A 16991-nucleotide genomic window follows, 5' to 3' on the forward strand; every position below is an offset into this window, starting at 1 on the left:
CCTGGGCCCAACTCTCCTCGCCCCTGACCCGCCCTGCCACCGACCCGGCCAGATCCCATGTCCCGCAAGGATGTTGTCCACATGTCAAAACGTGGATCTCGAATCGCGAGCGGATCGCCTACGGTGATCACAACGCCTTCGACGACCTTCGACGACGAGGAGTCCGCCATGAACGACACCCACGACGCCCACGAGACCGCGCTGTACACCCACGGCCACCACGAGTCCGTGCTGCGCTCGCACCGCTGGCGCACCGCCGCCAACTCGGCCGCGTACCTGATCGGCGAACTGCGCCCGGGCATGCGGGTGCTGGACGTGGGCTGCGGCCCGGGCACCATCACGGCGGACCTGGCGGAACTGGTCGCCCCCGGCGGCCACGTCACCGCGGTCGACGCGGCGGCCGGTGTACTGGAGCAGGCGGCCGCGTACGCCGCGGAGCGCGGGCTGTCCGGGGCGGTGGACTTCGCCACGGCCGACGTCCACGCCCTGCGGTTCGCCGACGACTCCTTCGACGTGGTCCACGCGCACCAGGTGCTGCAGCACGTCGGCGACCCGGTGCGGGCCCTGCGCGAGATGCGCCGGGTGTGCCGGCCCGGCGGGATCGTCGCGGTACGGGACGCCGACTACGCGGCGATGACCTGGTACCCGGCGACGCCGGGCCTGGAGGAGTGGCAGAGCCTGTACCGGCGGGTCGCCCGCGCCAACGGCGGCGAACCGGACGCCGGGCGGCGGCTGCTGTCCTGGGCGCGGGCGGCCGGGTTCACCGAGGTGGAGGCCTCGGCGACGGCCTGGTGCTACGCGACGCCGGAGGAGGTCTCCTGGTGGTCCTCCCTGTGGGCGGACCGCACCACCGCCTCCTCCTACGCCTCCGTCGCGACGGAGGGCGGCCACGCCACCCCGGAGGGCCTGGCCGCCGTCGCCGAAGCCTGGCACGCCTGGAGGAAGGCCCCCGACGCGTGGTTCTCGGTCCTGAACGGCGAACTGCTGTGCCGCGTATGACCACATGAGGACCATCAGGACCATGAGGACCATGAGGACCGCGTCACTGCGGCGGGCGCATCCGGAAGTCGTACTCCGGGGGCAGGGGGCGGTCCGTCAGGGCGGCCCACACCTCGGACAGGGTCTCCTCCCCCTCCCGCAGGTCGGCGATCTCGAAGCCGTCCTCGAAGACCCGCCTGGCCGCGCCCACGTGCCCCTCGGCCGCCAGCAGCCGGGCGGCCAGCAGCCGGAACCGGCCCTGCTCGCGCAGCGACGGCCGCAGCCGGTCCCAGACGGCCCGCGCCGCCGCCAGGCGCCCGGCGGCGAGCAGGGCCGTCATCGCCTCCCGCCCCAGGGCCGCCTCGGCCGCCGCCCAGGCCGCACCGCCCCGGCCCTCCCCCGCCAGGCCCTCGAAGGCCTCCGCGTAGCGGTCGGCGGCCCGCTCCGTGTTCCCGGCCAGGGCGTCGGCCGCCGCCAGGCAGCGCAGCAGCGGCCAGCGCGAGGGCGCCTGCGCCAGCCCGCGCTCCCAGCTGCGTACCGCCTGGGCGACGTCGCCGGCGTGCCACTGGGCCACCCCGAGGTGGTACTCGGTGAGCGGGTCCGCCGGGGCGGTCTCCAGCATGTCCCGCCAGTGCGGGGCGACCAGCCCGGGGCCGGGCGGGGCGTCCCCGGCCGGGGCGGGGAAGACCCCGGTGCGCCACAGCTCCAGCCAGGGCTGCTGCTCCTCCTGCAAGGTGGACTCCGGGAAGGGCGTGCCGGGCAGCTCGAAGCCCCCGCACAGCACCTCCAGCGCGCCCCAGCCCGAGCCGTCCGCCAGCCGCTCCCCCGGCTCGGTGTCGGCGTGCCCGCGCCACGCCTTGTACGCCGCGTCCAGGGTCCCGTCCGGCAGCACGGCGTCGAGCGCCGCCGAAGCCGCCCCGCGCGCCGCCGCCCAGTCGGCTCCGTGCACCGCCGAGGGCTCCGCCGACAGCGGCCCGTACGCCTCCAGCCAGCTGAACTCCGCCCCGGCGTCCAGCCGTACGTGCTCCAGCTGGGTCCGGGCCAGCCCCGCCTGGATCTCGGCGTAGCCGCCCGTACCGGGCTCCGTCAGCCACTCCTGCCAGCGCCGCCCGCCCGGGCCCGCACCCCACACGAACAGCTTGCGCCCGCGCAGCCGCCCGGTGGAGGCCTGCACCAGGCCGTGCCCGTCGGCGTCGAGGGCGGCGATCCAGGGCCGCTCGGCGTGCTCGCCGAGGACCTCGTAGAAGAAGTCGGCGGGATGGGTGCTGTTCAGCGGGTACGTGCGGTCGGCGTCCTGCCAGTGCGGCACGGGGACGCGGCGCAGCGTGCGCTCGTAGCCGAAGTGCCAGGCCTCCTCGGCGGGCGCCAGGACCCGGGTGCCGGCGCCCTCGGGGACGGCGGTGTTGGACCACCAGTACACGGGGGCGGGCCGCTCGTGCGGATTGCGCACGCGGACGCCGACGTACAGGAAGTCGGAGTCCGCCGGCAGCCACAGGTCCACCTGGAAGGGCAGTTCGCGCAGCCGCTCCCACTCCCACAGCCGCACCATCACACCCCCGTCGGGCGCCGGTACGAGCGCGGCGTGCATCGGGGCGCAGGACAGGGCGGTGTGCCCGGTGGCGCCGATGTTCCACTCGACGCCACCGGAGAACCAGGCCCCGTTGAGCGCGAAGTCCGCGGGCTGGAACACCGGGTTGCGGTAGAGGAGTTCGCGGCCGGCCGGGAGGTGGACAATCGAGTGGATCCGCCCGCCGAGCCCGGGCAGCACGGTGACGCGCAGCCGCCCGTTCTCGATGACGACCGCCTCGAACTCCCGCTCCGCGCGCCGCCGTCCGTATCCGTCGCGGATCCGGACGGGCAGCAGGGAGCGCAGCGGCTCGTAGCCGATCTGGCGCGCCATGTCGCGCGGCAGCCCCTGGCGCGAGCGCTCGTCCAGTTCGTGCACCCCGTCGGGGGCGCGCAGCGCGGGCAGCGGGTTGTCGGGGCCCAAGGGGGCGGCGGGGAGGGTCAGCTGGGCACGTCGCACTGTGGTGGCCATGGGGGAATGGAACACTCGGGTGCGGCCTGTGCACAGGGTTTCCGCACATCACCACCGGTCAGGATTACGCAAAGGCCCCGGCGACCAGGTCGCGTCAGGACGGGGCCGGGGCCGTCACCGCCCAGCGTTCGTGGTCGCGCCACGCCCCGTCGACGTACAGGAACTCCGGCGAGAGCCCCTCCAGGCGGAAGCCCCGTCCGCGAACCAGCGCGATCGACGCGGTGTTGCCCGGCTGGATGTTCGCCTCCAGGCGGTGCAGGCCCAGGCCGGCCCCGAAGGCGTGCGCCAGCAGCAGGTCGAAGCCCTCGCCGAACAGTCCGCGCCCGGCGGCGTGCGTGAAGGCCCCGTAGCCCAGTGCCCCGCACTGGAAGGCGCCGCGGACGATGTTGTTGACGTTGACGAACCCGGCGATGTCCCCGGTGGCCAGCTCGCAGACGAGGAACCCGGACCCGGCACGCTGGGCCGCGTAGGGCTCGTACTCCTCCAGGGACGCGGGCGGGGACAGCCACGGCCGGTGCAGCTCGCGGCTCTCGCGCACCCGGGCGGTGAACTCGGGGCCGTCGGCGGGCCGGAAGGGGCGCAGGCCGACCCGGGCGCCCGTCGTGACGTACTCAGCGGAATAAGGCATCGCCCCAGGTTAGGCACTGTGGCAGCATCCCGGTGTGATCATCACCCCGAACACTCCCGAGCAGCTGCTCGGCGCCGCCGCCCGCAACAACGCCGAGTGGTGCGCCGCCGTTTCCCGCAGCGGCCGCTTCCGCGACTCGGTCTGGTGCAGCCCGCGGCGTACCCCGCCGCTGTACCCCGACGCCGTCACCCTCGCCCCGGACGCCGCGGCCGCCGACGTGCTCGCCGGGGTCGACACCGCCGCCCCGGGCTGCTCGGTGAAGGACAGCTTCGCCTCGCTCGACCTGGCCCCGGCCGGCTTCGAGGTGCTGTTCGAGGCGCAGTGGATCCACCGTCCGGCGGGGGCGGCCGTTCCCGGTGGCCGGCTGGAGTGGAGCGAGGTGGAGGGCCCCGGGGAGCTGGGGGCCTGGGAGGCGGCCTGGGACGGCGAGGAGAGCACCGGCCTGTTCCACGAGGGGCTGCTGCGGGAGGGGATCGTCTTCCTCGCGGGCCGTGACGGGGCCCGGATCGTGGCCGGGGCCGTCGTCAGCACCGGCGGCGGGGCCGCCGGCGTCTCCAACGTCTTCGCCCATGACGACGCGGACGCCGACGCCGTCTGGGCGGCCGCCCTCGACGCGGCCGCCCGCCACTGGCCGGAGCTGCCGGTCGTGGGCTACGAGCACGGGGACGACCTGGAGACCGCCGTCCGCGCCGGGTTCACCCCGCTCGGCCCGCTGCGGATCTGGCTGCACACGGCGTAGGGGCCCCGGGGCCTACTCCGTACGCAGTTCCAGCCTGGGGACGTCGCCGCGGTCGATGCCGAACACCTGGGCGTAGAGGGACAGTTCCGCTTCGAGGGCCCGCACCATCGTGTCCGCGCGCCGGAAGCCGTGGCCCTCGCCCTCGAAGGTGAGGTACGCGTGCGGGACCGCCGGCTCGCGGCCGCGGAGGGCGGCCAGCAGGCGTTCGGCCTGTGCGGGCGGGCAGACGGGGTCGTCCAGGCCCTGGAGCAGGACGAAGGGGGCCTCGATCCGGTCGGCGCGGGCCACCGGGGAGCGTTCCCGGCAGCGCAGCGCCAGGGTGCCCGGCGGTCCGGCCAGGCTGTCCGTGTAGTGCGACTCCAGGTCGTGGGTCTCGGCGGCGAACCCCCTCAGGTCGAGCACCGGGTAGATGACCGCCGCGCAGGCGTACAGGTCGGTGGCGGCCAGGGAGGCCGCCGCCGTCCAGCCGCCCGCACTGCCGCCGCGGATCGCGAGCCGGGCGGGGTCGGCGGTGCCCTCGGCGGCCAGCGCCCGGGCCACGGCCGCGCAGTCCTCGACGTCGACCACGCCCCACTGCTCGCGCAGCCGCTCCCGGTAGGCGCGGCCGTAGCCGGTGGACCCGCCGTAGTTGACCTCGACGACGCCGATGCCGCGCGAGGTGAAGTAGGCGATGTGCAGGTCCAGTACGGGCGGTACGTGCTCGGTGGGACCGCCGTGCGCCCACACCACGTACGGGGGCAGCTCGTCGCCGGGTGCCCGCAGGGCGGGGTGGTGCGGCGGGTAGACGTGGGCGTGGATCTCCCGGCCGCCGGGGCCGGGGAAGGTACGGCTCTGCGGCTCCGGGTAGTGGGCGGGGTCCACCGGGTCGGCGGCCGGGGCTCCGACGACGCGGGCGTGCCCGGTGGCGGTGTCCAGCTCGACGACCTCGTAGGCGCTGCGCGGGCTGGCCGCGACCCCGTACACGCGGGTGCCGCTGACGGCCAGGGCCGGCTGCCAGGCCGTCCAGGGCCCGGCCGCGTCCACCAGGTCGCCGGTGTCGGGGTCGAGGACGCCGAGCACCGAGGAGCCCTGTCCGTGCAGTACGGCCACCGGCCCTTCCGGCAGCGGGGCCAGCCAGGTCAGCCCCGGCTTCCACAGGGCGCCGCCGAACTCCTCCTCGCGGGGGCACAGGTTGACCGCCTCCCCGCTGTCCGGGTCCACCCGGTACGGGTTCCACCAGCCGGTGCGGTCGCTCACCGCGAGCAGGGTCCCGTCGGCCGCCCACGCCACCTGGGCCACGGCCTCGTCCGGCCCGCCCAGCACGGTGCGGGGGGCGGCGAGCGTCCCGTCGGGGTGTACGCCGGCCAGCTGGAGTTCCGTGCCGTCCCAGGGCATCCGGGGGTGGTCCCACACCAGCCAGGCCGCGCTCCGCCCGTCGGGGGAGAGCTTCGGCCCGGTGCGGAAGCGGTGCCGGTCGTCGGTCAGCTCCCGTACGGCGGCCCGGTCGCCGGCGGCGGAGCCGTCCAGCGGCACGGCGGCCGCGACCCGCCGCAGGTCGCCCGGGCCCGGGCCGGTGAACTCCTCCAGCACGCACCAGACCTCGCCGCCGCGCAGCACGGGGTCGGCCCAGCGCAGGCCGCCGCCGACGGCCGAGACGGGGGTGAGCGGGCGCGGCCGGGGGCTGCCGGGGGCGTCGGGCTCGTACGCGTACAGCCGCTGGTCGGCGTGGTGGACGAAGACCACCACCGGCCCCCGGCCGGGCTGTTCGGCGCCCGCCCAGGGCAGGCCGCCGTACTCGGTGAGGCGGCTGCGCACGTTCCACGGGGCGGGCAGCACCGACCGGGCGGCGCCGCCGCCGGCGGGCCGGCGCACCAGGGTGCGGCGGCCGCCCTCCTCGGGGCGGGGCTCGGTCCACCACACCTCGGCGCCGACGGTGCCCACGTACTCGGGCCGGCCGTCGTGCGCGGCGGCGTGCGCGGCGGTGATCGGGGAGGGCCAGCTGCCGTAGGGGCCCCCGACGGCGGCCGCCGCCATCACCGGGCTCCCATCACAGGGCCCGCAGCGCGCGGTCGAGGACGCGGACCCCGAAGTGCAGGGCGTCGACCGGCACCCGCTCGTCCACGCCGTGGAAGAGGGACCAGTAGTCGAAGCCCGGCGGCAGCTTGAGCGGGGAGTAGCCGTAGCCGGTGATGCCGAGCCGGGAGAACTGCTTGGCGTCGGTGCCGCCGGCCATGCAGAAGGGGACCACGTGCCCGTCGGGGTCGAAGTGCTCGACGGACTCGCGCAGGATCCCGTACGTCCGCCCGTCCACCGGGGCCTGGAGGGCCACCTCCCGGTGCTCGAACTCCCAGTGCACGTCGGGGCCGGTGAGCCGGTTCAGGGTGTCGGTGAACTCCGCCTCGCCGCCGGGCACGGTGCGTCCGTCGACGTAGGCGGTGGCGTGGCCCGGGATGACGTTGAGCTTGTAACCGGCGCTGAGCATCGTCGGGTTGGAGCTGTTGCGGATGGTCGCCTCGACCAGGGCGGCGGCCGGGCCGAGCTTGCCGAGGAGGCCGTCCAGGTCGGTGCCGGGGGCGCGCGGGTCGACGGTGAGGCCCTGGAGGGCCGCGAGTTCGGTGATGCAGGCGGTGACGGTGTCGGTGAGGCGGACCGGCCAGTCGTACTCGCCGATGCGGGCCACGGCGGCGGCGAGCCGGCTGACGGCGTTGGCCCGGTTGGGCTTGGAGCCGTGTCCGGCGGTGCCGTGGGCGGTCAGCTTGAGCCAGGCGGTGCCGCGTTCACCGGCGGCGATGGGGTAGAGGGCCTGGCCGGGCCGGGGGTGCACGGTGAAGGCACCGGACTCGCTCAGGCCCTCCGTACAGCCTTCGAACAGGTGCGGGTGCTCGTCGGCGAGGTAGCCGGAACCGTCGGCCGCGCTGTCCTCCTCGTCGGCGGTGTAGGCGATGACGACGTCCCGGCGCGGCCGTACGCCGTGGCGCGCCCAGGCGCGTACGACGGCCAGCACCATCGCGTCCATGTTCTTCATGTCGACCGCCCCGCGGCCCCAGACCACGCCGTCGCGGACCTCTCCGGAGAAGGGGTCCACGCTCCAGTCGGCGGCCTCTGCGGGGACCACGTCCAGGTGTCCGTGGACGAGGAGGGCGGGGGCGGAGGGGTCGGTGCCCTCGATCCGGGCCACCACGTTGGTGCGGCCCGGGGTGCGTTCCAGCAGCACGGGTTCCAGCCCGGCTCCGGCGAGGCGCTCGGCGGCGTACTCGGCGGCGGGCCGCTCGCGGCAGTCGCCGCCGCCGCGGTTCGTGGTGTCGATCCTGATCAGGCCGGAGGTGAACTCGACCACCTCGGCGAGGGCCGCCTCGTCGACGCAGGCCCCGTCGGGGGCCGCGGCTGCTTCGTGGGCGACCCCGCGGGGAACGCCTTCCACCCGGTGCATGTCAGCCATACTGCTCCTCCACGGCCGCCGAGACGACCGTCGTGACCGCTTTGAAGGTCCGGATCCCCTCGTACATGGTCTCGCTGGTGTACGCGACCCTGCGCTCCCCGGAGCGCTCGACGCCCGGGACGACGGTCGCGGCCATCGACAGGTGCTCGGCGTCGAACTCGACCTCCATCGCGAAGGGGCCGCCGCGCACCGGCTCGTGCCGGACGGCGAGCTTGGCCGCCTCGGTGGCGGCGGCGCGGATGTCGGCCGCGGTGCGGGCCGGCGTGCGGCAGACGGCCGCGTAGCGCGAGACGTGGTCCTTGACGGCGACCGTGCGGGCGTCGGGGGCGTACCCGGCCGCGTCGGCGCAGGTCAGGTCGTCGCCGGTGACGAGGATGACGGGGACGCCGTACTCGGCGACCACGTGGGCGTTGAGGACGCCCTCGCTCGCGCGCAGGCCGTTCAGCCAGACGCCGGTGATGGAGTTGGCGAGGTAGGTGTGGGCGAGGACCCCTTCGCTGCCGGCGCCGGTGTGGTAGCCGACGAAGGCGATGCCGTCGACGTCGCCGTGCTGGACCCCCTCGACCATGGAGAGGGACTTGTGGCGGCCGGTGATCATCTCGGCGCGGGCGTCGAGCTTCTCCAGGAGGAGGTTGCGCATGGTCGAGTGGGCCTCGTTGACGAGGACCTGGTCGGCGCCGCCGTCGTAGAAGCCGAGCACGGCGGCGTTCACGTCGGAGGTGAACATGCCCCGGCAGCGCTCCCATTGCGGGGTGCCGGGCAGCACGTCGGCGGGCCAGGTGACGCCCGTGGCGCCTTCCATGTCGGCGGAGACGAGGATCTTCATCGGGCCCCCCGGTGGGTCGGGTCGCGGAGCCCCACCCTAACCTCCGGGCAGGATCGCGGCCCCGGGGCACGCCCGGGCCGGGGCGGGGTGCGCGGCGGGTCGCGGGGCGGCTCACGGCGGCCGGGAATTCCACCCGAACCGGTGAGCCGTCCCCGGGCGTTGGCCCCGTCGGCGGCCGATGGGCCCCGGTCAGGCGCCGACTTCCTTGACCTCCTTGGCCAGGTTGTCGAGCACGGTGTCGTAGATGCGGCCGAGGCCCTTGGGGGCGAAGGTCCGCTCGAAGAAGCCGCCGATGCCGCCGGCGCCGTTCCACACGGTGCTGACCACGGCCCTGGACCTGCCCTCGCCGGCCGGGGTGACGGTCCAGGTGGTGACCATGGAGGAGTTGCGGTCCTTCTCCACGAGCTGGCCGTCGGTGGGCTCGGTGACCTCCAGCAGGCAGTCCCGTACGCGCTTGCTGGTGGCCTGGAGCTTCCAGTGGACCAGGGTGCCCTCGCCGTCCCCGCCCTCGCGCACCTCGTACTCGCTGAAGTGCTCGGGGAGCAGCTTCTTCCGGGTGCCGGTGTAGTCGGCCAGCGCGTCGAACACGGTGTCCGCGTCGGCCTCGATGATGCGCTCCGTGGTGGCCTCGACCTGCGCCATGCCTGTTCCTCCAGCAGTCGTGAACGTTGCGGCGGCAAGCCAATCACCTCCGGGGCGGGCGCCCAAATCCGCCCTCCGCTGCCGGACGGCTCCGGCCGGTGGCGCGAGCCCCCGGCCGGAGGGACGAACCGCTGTCGCCCTGACCGCTCCTCAGGTGAGGAGGCCGAGGAGGGAGCCGAGGGCGATGTTGGCGAAGTTCACGTCGTAGCCGTAGCTGTTGCCGCTGCCGATGACGCTGCCGCCGAGCCCGTCGCCGCCGCCCAGGGCAGCGGCGTTGGCGGCGGTCGCCGAGACGCCGCACACGACGATCGCGGCGACCGCCACCAGGGAGGTCTTGAGGAAATTGCGCATTTCGTCTCCATTCGTGAGTGGTCGGACGCCGATTGCCTTCCCGGCGGGAGGGGCCGGACGGCGCCGGCGCGGGGCGGGCAACCCCTTCGGTACGGCGACTACGGCCACTCGCAGCACCGCCGGCGGCGAGCCGGGCGAGCCCTCGTCCGCACGATCATGGGAACGCTTGTTCTATTCTCGGGCTGAGCTACCCCGAGGAGGCGCCATGCGCTGGGAGAGTCTGACCACCGGCACCGGCGGACCCGCCGCCCTGTTCGGCGCCGACGCCGTCGTCACCCGCACCTTCGACACCCCCGAGTTCCACGGGATCACCTTCCACGAGGTGCGGGCCCGCTCGATCGTCAACCGCGTGCCCGGGGCCTCGCGGATGCCGTTCGAATGGACCGTCAACCCCTACCGGGGCTGCAGCCACGCCTGCGTCTACTGCTTCGCCCGCAAGACCCACGGCTACCTCGACCTCGACACCGGGACCGGCTTCGACTCCCAGATCGTCGTCAAGGTCAACGCCCCGGAGCTGCTGCGCCGCGAGCTGGCCGCGCCGCGCTGGAGCGGCGCGCACATCGCGATGGGCACCAACGTCGACTGCTACCAGCGCGCCGAGGGCCGCTACCGGCTGATGCCCGGGATCATCGAGGCGCTCCGGGAGCGCGCCAACCCCTTCTCGATCCTCACCAAGGGCACGCTGATCCTGCGCGACCTGCCCCTGCTGCGGCAGGCCACCGAGGTCACGGAGGTCGGCGTCTGCGTCTCGGTCGGGTTCACCGACACCGCCCTGTGGCGGACCGTCGAGCCCGGCACCCCCTCCCCCGACGCCCGGCTGGCCGCCGTGCGGGCCCTGACGGACGCGGGCCTGGAGTGCGGGGTGCTGATGGCGCCGGTGATCCCCTTCCTCGGCGACTCCCCCGGGCAGCTGCGGGCGACCGTCCGGGCGATCGCCGCGTCCGGGGCGGTCTCCGTGACACCCCTCGTACTCCATCTGCGGCCGGGGGCGCGCGAGTGGTTCACGGCCTGGCTCGGCCGGCATCACCCGCACCTGGTCGAACGGTACGAACGGATGTATGCGGGCGGGGCGTACGCGCCCACCTGGTACCAGCGCCGGATCACCCGCCAAGTCCACGAACTCGCCGCCGAATTCGGCATCGGACCCGCCCGGCGCGAGCAGCCGCGGGCCGCCGCCGCGGCGGAGCGGACGGCCCGCCCGGCTCCCGCCGGGCCGACGCAGCTGACACTGCTGTGACCCCGCCGCGCGCACCGCCCGTGACCCGTACGCCTCCCGACGGGTCATCACATCGGGCCAATGCGCGGCCCAATCCCGTCTTCCCGCCACGGTTTCCGGGACGATTCCGCCCAGAACCCTCGGCTGGGAGGCCCCATGCTCCACCCCTCGAAGCTGCGCCCCGCGAAGAAGCGGGCCGCCGTCCTGCTGGCGATCTCCACCGTCGCCGCCGCCCTCGCGACCCCCCTCACCGCCGCGCCGGCCGCGCCCGCCGAGGCGCCCGCCCCGGCCGCCGCCGGCCTGCGCTGGACCGACTGCGCGACCCCCCGCAACCCGACGCTGCAGTGCGCCTCCCTCAAGGTCCCGCTCGACCACGAGCAGCCCGCCGGGCGGCAGATCTCCCTGGCCCTGACCCGCGTCCCGCACACCGCCGCCACCTCCCAGGGGCCGCTGCTGGTCAACCCCGGGGGCCCGGGCGGCAGCGGCCGCTCGCTGGCGGGGTTCGTCGCATCCGCCCTGCCCAAGGACGTGGCCGCCCAGTACGACGTGATCGGCTTCGACCCCCGGGGCGTGGGCAAGAGCGAGCCCGCCCTCGACTGCGGGTCCGGCCACTTCAACCCCGTACGGCCCGACTCCGTACCGCGGGACGGGGCGACCGAGCGGGCCAACCTGGAGCGGGTGCGGTCCTTCGCGGTGTCCTGCCAGGAGAAGCACGCGGACGTGCTCCCGTACGTCGGCACCGTCTCGGCGGCCCGCGACCTGGAGGTGCTGCGCACCGCGCTGGGCGCGGAGAAGCTCAGCTACTTCGGCTACTCCTACGGCACCTACCTGGGCGCCGTGTACGCCAAGCTCCACCCGGACCGGGTGCACCGGCTGGTGCTGGACTCCGTGGTCGACCCCGGCGGCGTCTGGTACGAGGACAACCTCTCGCAGGACCTGGCCTTCGACGCCCGCCACAAGGCGTTCCTGGCCTGGGTGGCCCAGTACGACTCCACGTACCACCTGGGCACCGATCCGGCCCGGATCGAGGAGCGCTGGTACGGGATGCGCGACGCGCTGCGCGCCGCCCCGGCGGGCGGGAAGGTGGGCCCGGCCGAGCTGGAGGACACGTACATGCCGGGCGGCTACTACAACGGCTACTGGCCGGCCCTGGCCGAGGCCTTCGCGGCGTACGCGGTGAAGCAGGACCCGAAGCCGCTGGTGGCGGCGTACGAGCGGCTGGGCGCGGTGGAGCCGTCGGCGAACAACAGCTACAGCGTGTACACGGCGGTGCAGTGCCGGGACTCGGCGTGGCCGAGGGACTGGAACCGCTGGCGGGCCGACATGTGGCGCACGCACGCCAAGGCGCCCTTCATGACCTGGAACAACGCCTGGTACAACGCGCCGTGCGCGTTCTGGCCGACGCAGCCGCTCCAGGCCACGGACGTGACGAACACGGCGCTGCCGAAGGCGCTGCTGTTCCAGGCGACGGAGGACGCGGCCACCCCGTACGAGGGCGCGGTGAGCATGCGGGACAAGCTGGCCGGCTCGGCGCTGGTGGTGGAGGAAGGCGGCGGGAACCACGGCATCGCCCTGAGCGGCAACAAGTGCCTGGACGAGAAGCTGTCCGCGTACCTGAGGACGGGTCAGGCGGCGGACGCGACCTGCCAGGCGCAGCCCGCCCCGAAGCCGGCCTCGGCGACCCGCGCGGTGCCGCCCTCGGCCGGCGGTGCGGCACTGCACGGGCTGCTGGGCTTCCGGGGCTGAGGCCGGGCGGGCAAGATCGTCCGTATGACTCCTCCTCCGTACGATGACACCCACCTCACCCGCATCGCCGCGCCCGAGGGCGTCAGCCCCGGCACCGGGTACAGCCACGTCGTCTGGGGCACCGGGCGGTTCGTGGCCGTCTCGGGGCAGTGCGCCTTCGACGAGAAGGGCGCGGTGGTCGGCGAGGGCGACCCGGCCGCGCAGGCCCGGCAGGTGTTCGAGAACCTGCGGCGGTGCCTGGCGGCGGCCGGGGCGGGCTTCGAGGACGTGGTGAAGCTGACGTACTTCGTCACGGACGTGGCCCACCTGCCCGCGGTCCGGGCGGCCCGGGACGAGGTGATCGCCCCGGACCGGCTGCCGGCCTCCTCGGCGGTCCAGGTCGCGGCCCTGTTCCGCCCGGAGCTCCTGCTGGAGGTCGAGGCCTTCGCGGTGGTCCCGACGGCGGGCTGAGGGCCGCTGCGTGGTGCGGTCCCCGCCCCGCCCGGCCAGGGCCTAAGCGTCGGGGTGCCCTGCCATCAGGCGGTTCAGGGCGTCCGTCGCCGCCAGGGCGAGGCGGGGGTGGGCCTGGGCGCGGACCAGGACGTCGCGGGCCCGGGCGTCGGCCAGGGTGCCCAGGCCCTCGACGCAGGCCAGGGCCACCCGCCAGTACGGGTCGTGCGGGGCCAGCAGCCGCGACAGGGTCTTGATCAGGGCCGGGGCCGACTCCGGTGCGCGCAGCGCGGTCAGCAGCCGGACCGGGTGCAGGGCGTAGGCCGTGCGCAGGGAGTTCGTCGCCAGGGCCGCCGCCGCGCGGGCGGTGCGCGGGTCACCCAGGACGCCGAGCGCCTGCGCGGCGGCGGCGCAGCGGACCGGGTCCCGGTGGTTGAGCAGCAGGACCAGGGGCTCGAAGGCCCGCCGGTCCCCCGCCATCCCGAGCCGGTAGGCGGCCAGTTCCCGGGCCCACAGGGGCAGCCCGGCCGAGGTCAGGGAGGCGGCCAGGGCGTCGGGCGCCGCCGCGAGCAGTTCCGCGTACGCGGCCGACCCGTCGGCCTCCGCCCGCAGGCGTTCCAGCACGTCGTTCACGCCGCCACCCTAGGGGTCGGGGGCCCCCGGCAGGCGGGGTTCCGCAGAGCTCGTTGATCGATGATCGATGATCGGTACATTTAGGCGGTACAGGTCACATCTCCGCGCTCTGGCGGACCAGTTACCGGCCGGTTAATCTCGCTCCCAACACGTACGGACGCGGCCTGGTGACGCAGCCGCCCCGTACCAGTCGGTTCGTTCGCTCGACCGTTTCACCCGTACGGCTGGACCCCGGGACAGGGTTCCACCGTTTCCGCCCGCCGCGCCCCCATCCCTCTCCGGGCGCACCGCCGGGCGTGCTCCGCACGGCTCTTCCGTACGGCATCCGCGCGCGCTGTGCGCCGCGCGCTCCCTCAGTCGTCACCCTCTTCCACTGGAGTCCCGCGATGGACCTTCCGTCCACGTCCAGTCAGTCCTCCCTCCGCACCGTCGCCGTCGTCGGCCTCGGCACGATGGGCACCGGCATCGCCGAGGTCCTCGCCCGGGCCGGCCGCGAGGTCATCGGCATCGACGTCAGCGAGGCCGCCACCCGCCGCGCCGCCGGGGCCCTCGCGGCCGCCACGGCCCGCTCGGTGGCCAAGTACAAGCTGACCGAGCAGGAGCGCGAGGCGGTCCTGGCCCGCTTCCGCACCTTCACGGACCTCGGCGCCGCCGCCGAGGCCGACCTCGTCATCGAGGTGGTCCCGGAGGACTACGACCTCAAGCACCGGATCATCGGCGAGCTCGACGCGGTCGTCCGGCCCGACACCGTGCTCGCCACCGGCACCAACGCGCTGTCCGTGACCCGGCTCGCCGCCGAGTCCCTGCACCCCGAGCGGGTGCTGGGCATGCACTTCTTCAACCCGGCCCCGGCGATGAAGCTCGTCGAGATCGTCTCCAGCGTGCTGACCGCGCCGACGGCCGTCGAGGCGGTCACCGAGCTGGCGGTGGAGCTGGGCAAGCAGCCCGTCGCGGTCGGCGACCGGCCCGGTTTCGTCGCCGACGGCCTGCTCTTCGGCTACCTCAACCAGGCCGCCGCGATGTACGAGGCCAAGTACGCCTCCCGCGAGGACATCGACGCGGCGATGAAGCTCGGCTGCGGCCTGCCGATGGGCCCCCTCGCCCTGCTCGACCTGGTCGGCGTCGACACCGCGCGCACCGTGCTGGAGGCCATGTACGCCTCCTCGGGCGACCGGCTGCACGCCCCGGCGCCGATCCTGGGCCAGCTCGTCGAGGCGGGCCTGACCGGGCAGAAGGCCGGGCGCGGCTTCTACACGTACGAGGCCCCGGGCAGCCCGGTGGTCGTCCGCGACCTCCAGACCCCGCTGGACGGGTCCCTGCTGGGCGCGGGCCGTCCGGTCTCCTCGGTCGGCGTGGCCGGCTCCGGGACCATGGCGAGCGGTATCGCGCAGGTCTTCGCGCAGGCCGGCTACGCCGTGGTCCTCGCGGCCCGCAGTGAGGAGAAGGCCGAGGCCGCGAAGGCCGCGATCGGGAAGTCCCTGGGCCGTGCGGTGTCCAAGGGCCGACTGACCGAGGAGGCCGCCGCGCAGACCCTGGACCGGATCACCCCGGCCGGGTCGCTGGAGGCCTTCGCGGACGTGGACCTCGCGGTCGAGGCGGTCGCCGAGGACCTGGAGGTCAAGCAGCAGCTCTTCGCCGGCCTGGACAAGGTCTGCAAGCCGGGCGCGGTGCTGGCCACCACCACCTCCTCGCTGCCGGTGATCGCCGTCGCGCGGGCCACCTCGCGTCCGCAGGACGTGATCGGCATGCACTTCTTCAACCCGGCTCCGGCCATGAAGCTGGTCGAGGTGGTCCGGACCGTCCTGACGGCCGACGACGTGCACGCCACGGTCCGCGAGGTCTGCGCCAAGGTGCGCAAGCACCCGGTGGACTGCGGGGACCGGGCCGGCTTCATCGTGAACGCGCTGCTGTTCCCGTACCTGAACAACGCCATCAAGATGGTCGAGCAGCACTACGCGGGCATCGACGACATCGACGCCGCGATGAAGCTGGGCGGCGGCTACCCGATGGGGCCCTTCGAGCTCCTCGACGTGGTCGGCCTGGACGTGTCGCTCGCCATCGAGAAGGTCCTCTACCAGGAGTTCCGCGACCCCGCCCTCGCGCCGTCCCCGCTGCTGGAGCACCTGGTGGCGGCTGGCTGCCTGGGCCGGAAGACCGGCCGCGGATTCCGTGAGTACGCCCGCCGGTAGGGGGACACCCCCTGACCCCCGGCCGGGCCCCGATCAGGATGCGTGGGGAGGGCTGCTCGGGTCCGCCGGACCCTCACGGCGGACATACCCTCCCGAGCCCAGTGCGGGCCCTCCCCCGCATCCACCCCCCTCGTACCCCCCTCCGGCGCGCGCGCCTGCGCGAATGAAGTACTTTCGCTCTATGTCCCAGCCCGCCAAGACCTCACCCCGCGCCGCGTCGGCCGCCGATTCCCAGGAGAGCGCGGCCGGCACCCGGGCGGCCGCCCAGCGGCTCAAGATGCGCCGCGAGCTCGCCACCGCGGCCATGGAGCTCTTCGCGACCAAGGGGTACGAGGCCACGACGGTCGACGAGATCGCCGCGACCGCCGGTGTGGCGCGCCGGACCTTCTTCCGGCACTTCCGCTCCAAGGAAGAGGCGATCTTCCCGGACCACGACGACACCCTGACCCGCGCCGAGGCCGTCCTGGACGTGGCCCCGGCGCACGAGCACCCGCTCGACACGGTGTGCCGGGGGATCAAGGAAGTCATGAAGATGTACGCCGCCTCGCCGGCGGTGTCGGTGGAGCGCTACCGGCTGACCCGCGAGGTGCCGGCGCTGCGGGAGCGGGAGATCGCCTCGGTGGCCCGCTACGAGCGGCTCTTCACCCGCTACCTGCTCGCCCACTTCGACGAGACCGACCACCACGACGGCAACGACGATCCGCTGCTCGCCGAGGTGGCCGCCTCCGCGGTGGTGACCGCGCACAACCACGTGCTGCGGCGCTGGCTGCGGGCGGGGGGCCAGGGGGACGTGGAGGCGCAGCTGGACCACGCCTTCGCGATCGTCCGCAAGACCTTCGGGTCGGGGATCGGCGCCGGCCGCACGCCGGGCGCCAGTACCGAGGCCCCGGCGGCCGTGCGCACGGAGGGCGAGGTCCTGGTCGCGGTGGCGCGTACGGACGCTCCGCTCGACGAGGTCATGCGGACCATCGAAGAGGCGCTCAAGAACAAGTAGGCGGTCCCTCTCCAGCAGCAGAAGGCGACCTCCGTCACAGCGGCCGCTCCCGTTCCGGGGGCGGCCGCTTTTCTTTGTCCGAGTTGCCCCTACTCGCGGGTAACTCTGATCGATCATCGCTCATCTGCGCAGGTCAATCGGCAAGTGAGAGAAATTTCTGGCAC

The 16991-nt window shown here is 74.4% G+C and carries 15 protein-coding genes; 7 read left to right on the plus strand and 8 right to left on the minus strand.

Annotated features, from left to right (window positions below):
- Nucleotides 1–168 precede the first annotated feature (168 nt).
- Entirely contained in the window at nucleotides 169–999 is an 831-nt protein-coding gene (locus ACZ7IF_RS22135) for a methyltransferase domain-containing protein (protein WP_470973978.1), read from the plus strand.
- Between the two features lie 43 nt (nucleotides 1000–1042).
- On the opposite strand, the gene ACZ7IF_RS22140 is transcribed toward ACZ7IF_RS22135, so the two are convergent.
- Together ACZ7IF_RS22140 and ACZ7IF_RS22145 are read right to left on the minus strand one after the other, a co-directional pair.
- Nucleotides 1043–3016 carry a DUF5107 domain-containing protein gene (locus ACZ7IF_RS22140; RefSeq protein ID WP_470973764.1) on the minus strand — a complete coding sequence of 658 codons (1974 nt, stop codon included), beginning with the start codon at nucleotides 3014–3016 and terminating at the stop codon, nucleotides 1043–1045.
- Nucleotides 3017–3110: 94 nt separating this feature from the next.
- Nucleotides 3111–3644, minus strand: a complete 534-nt coding sequence (locus ACZ7IF_RS22145) for a GNAT family N-acetyltransferase (RefSeq protein ID WP_470973767.1) — start codon at nucleotides 3642–3644, stop codon at nucleotides 3111–3113.
- A gap of 34 nt (nucleotides 3645–3678) precedes the next feature.
- Between ACZ7IF_RS22145 and ACZ7IF_RS22150 the strand changes: the two genes are divergently transcribed.
- Nucleotides 3679–4383, plus strand: coding sequence for a hypothetical protein (locus ACZ7IF_RS22150; RefSeq protein WP_470973769.1), 705 nt, complete (start codon nucleotides 3679–3681; stop codon nucleotides 4381–4383).
- Between the two features lie 12 nt (nucleotides 4384–4395).
- Here ACZ7IF_RS22150 and ACZ7IF_RS22155 read toward each other — a convergent pair whose 3' ends face one another.
- From ACZ7IF_RS22155 to ACZ7IF_RS22175, 5 genes are all read right to left on the minus strand, one after another.
- Nucleotides 4396–6396: a prolyl oligopeptidase family serine peptidase gene (locus ACZ7IF_RS22155; RefSeq protein WP_470973771.1), complete on the minus strand. Its 2001-nt coding sequence runs from the start codon at nucleotides 6394–6396 to the stop codon at nucleotides 4396–4398.
- 13 nt (nucleotides 6397–6409) lie between these two features.
- Nucleotides 6410–7801, minus strand: coding sequence for a M20/M25/M40 family metallo-hydrolase (locus ACZ7IF_RS22160; protein WP_470973774.1), 1392 nt, complete (start codon nucleotides 7799–7801; stop codon nucleotides 6410–6412).
- Nucleotides 7794–8627 (minus strand): M55 family metallopeptidase, encoded by an 834-nt coding sequence (locus ACZ7IF_RS22165; RefSeq protein WP_470973775.1) that lies wholly within the window; start codon nucleotides 8625–8627, stop codon nucleotides 7794–7796. Before ACZ7IF_RS22165 ends, ACZ7IF_RS22160 begins: the two co-directional genes overlap by 8 nt.
- A gap of 189 nt (nucleotides 8628–8816) precedes the next feature.
- The gene (locus ACZ7IF_RS22170) at nucleotides 8817–9269 is read right to left on the minus strand and encodes an SRPBCC family protein (RefSeq protein ID WP_470973777.1); all 453 of its coding nucleotides are present in this window, start codon (nucleotides 9267–9269) and stop codon (nucleotides 8817–8819) included.
- A 150-nt stretch (nucleotides 9270–9419) separates the two neighbouring features.
- Nucleotides 9420–9620 (minus strand): hypothetical protein, encoded by a 201-nt coding sequence (locus ACZ7IF_RS22175; RefSeq protein ID WP_470973780.1) that lies wholly within the window; start codon nucleotides 9618–9620, stop codon nucleotides 9420–9422.
- A gap of 205 nt (nucleotides 9621–9825) precedes the next feature.
- On the opposite strand from ACZ7IF_RS22175, the gene ACZ7IF_RS22180 reads away from it, so the two are divergent.
- From ACZ7IF_RS22180 to ACZ7IF_RS22190, 3 genes are all read left to right on the plus strand, one after another.
- Nucleotides 9826–10857 (plus strand): Rv2578c family radical SAM protein, encoded by a 1032-nt coding sequence (locus tag ACZ7IF_RS22180; RefSeq protein WP_470973781.1) that lies wholly within the window; start codon nucleotides 9826–9828, stop codon nucleotides 10855–10857.
- Nucleotides 10858–10992: 135 nt separating this feature from the next.
- Nucleotides 10993–12582: an alpha/beta hydrolase gene (locus tag ACZ7IF_RS22185; protein WP_470973783.1), complete on the plus strand. Its 1590-nt coding sequence runs from the start codon at nucleotides 10993–10995 to the stop codon at nucleotides 12580–12582.
- 24 nt (nucleotides 12583–12606) lie between these two features.
- A complete protein-coding gene (locus tag ACZ7IF_RS22190) occupies nucleotides 12607–13032 on the plus strand; it encodes a RidA family protein (protein WP_470973786.1) in 426 nt (141 codons plus the stop codon).
- A gap of 42 nt (nucleotides 13033–13074) precedes the next feature.
- On the opposite strand, the gene ACZ7IF_RS22195 is transcribed toward ACZ7IF_RS22190, so the two are convergent.
- The gene (locus tag ACZ7IF_RS22195; RefSeq protein ID WP_470973788.1) at nucleotides 13075–13644 is read right to left on the minus strand and encodes a HEAT repeat domain-containing protein; all 570 of its coding nucleotides are present in this window, start codon (nucleotides 13642–13644) and stop codon (nucleotides 13075–13077) included.
- Between the two features lie 386 nt (nucleotides 13645–14030).
- Between ACZ7IF_RS22195 and ACZ7IF_RS22200 the strand changes: the two genes are divergently transcribed.
- Both ACZ7IF_RS22200 and ACZ7IF_RS22205 read left to right on the plus strand, forming a co-directional pair.
- Nucleotides 14031–15833 (plus strand): 3-hydroxyacyl-CoA dehydrogenase family protein, encoded by a 1803-nt coding sequence (locus tag ACZ7IF_RS22200; protein WP_470973791.1) that lies wholly within the window; start codon nucleotides 14031–14033, stop codon nucleotides 15831–15833.
- Between the two features lie 181 nt (nucleotides 15834–16014).
- Nucleotides 16015–16827 carry a TetR family transcriptional regulator gene (locus tag ACZ7IF_RS22205; RefSeq protein ID WP_470973792.1) on the plus strand — a complete coding sequence of 271 codons (813 nt, stop codon included), beginning with the start codon at nucleotides 16015–16017 and terminating at the stop codon, nucleotides 16825–16827.
- The last annotated feature ends 164 nt before the right edge of the window (nucleotides 16828–16991 follow it).

This window comes from Streptomyces sp. NPDC037421, from assembly GCF_055602105.1.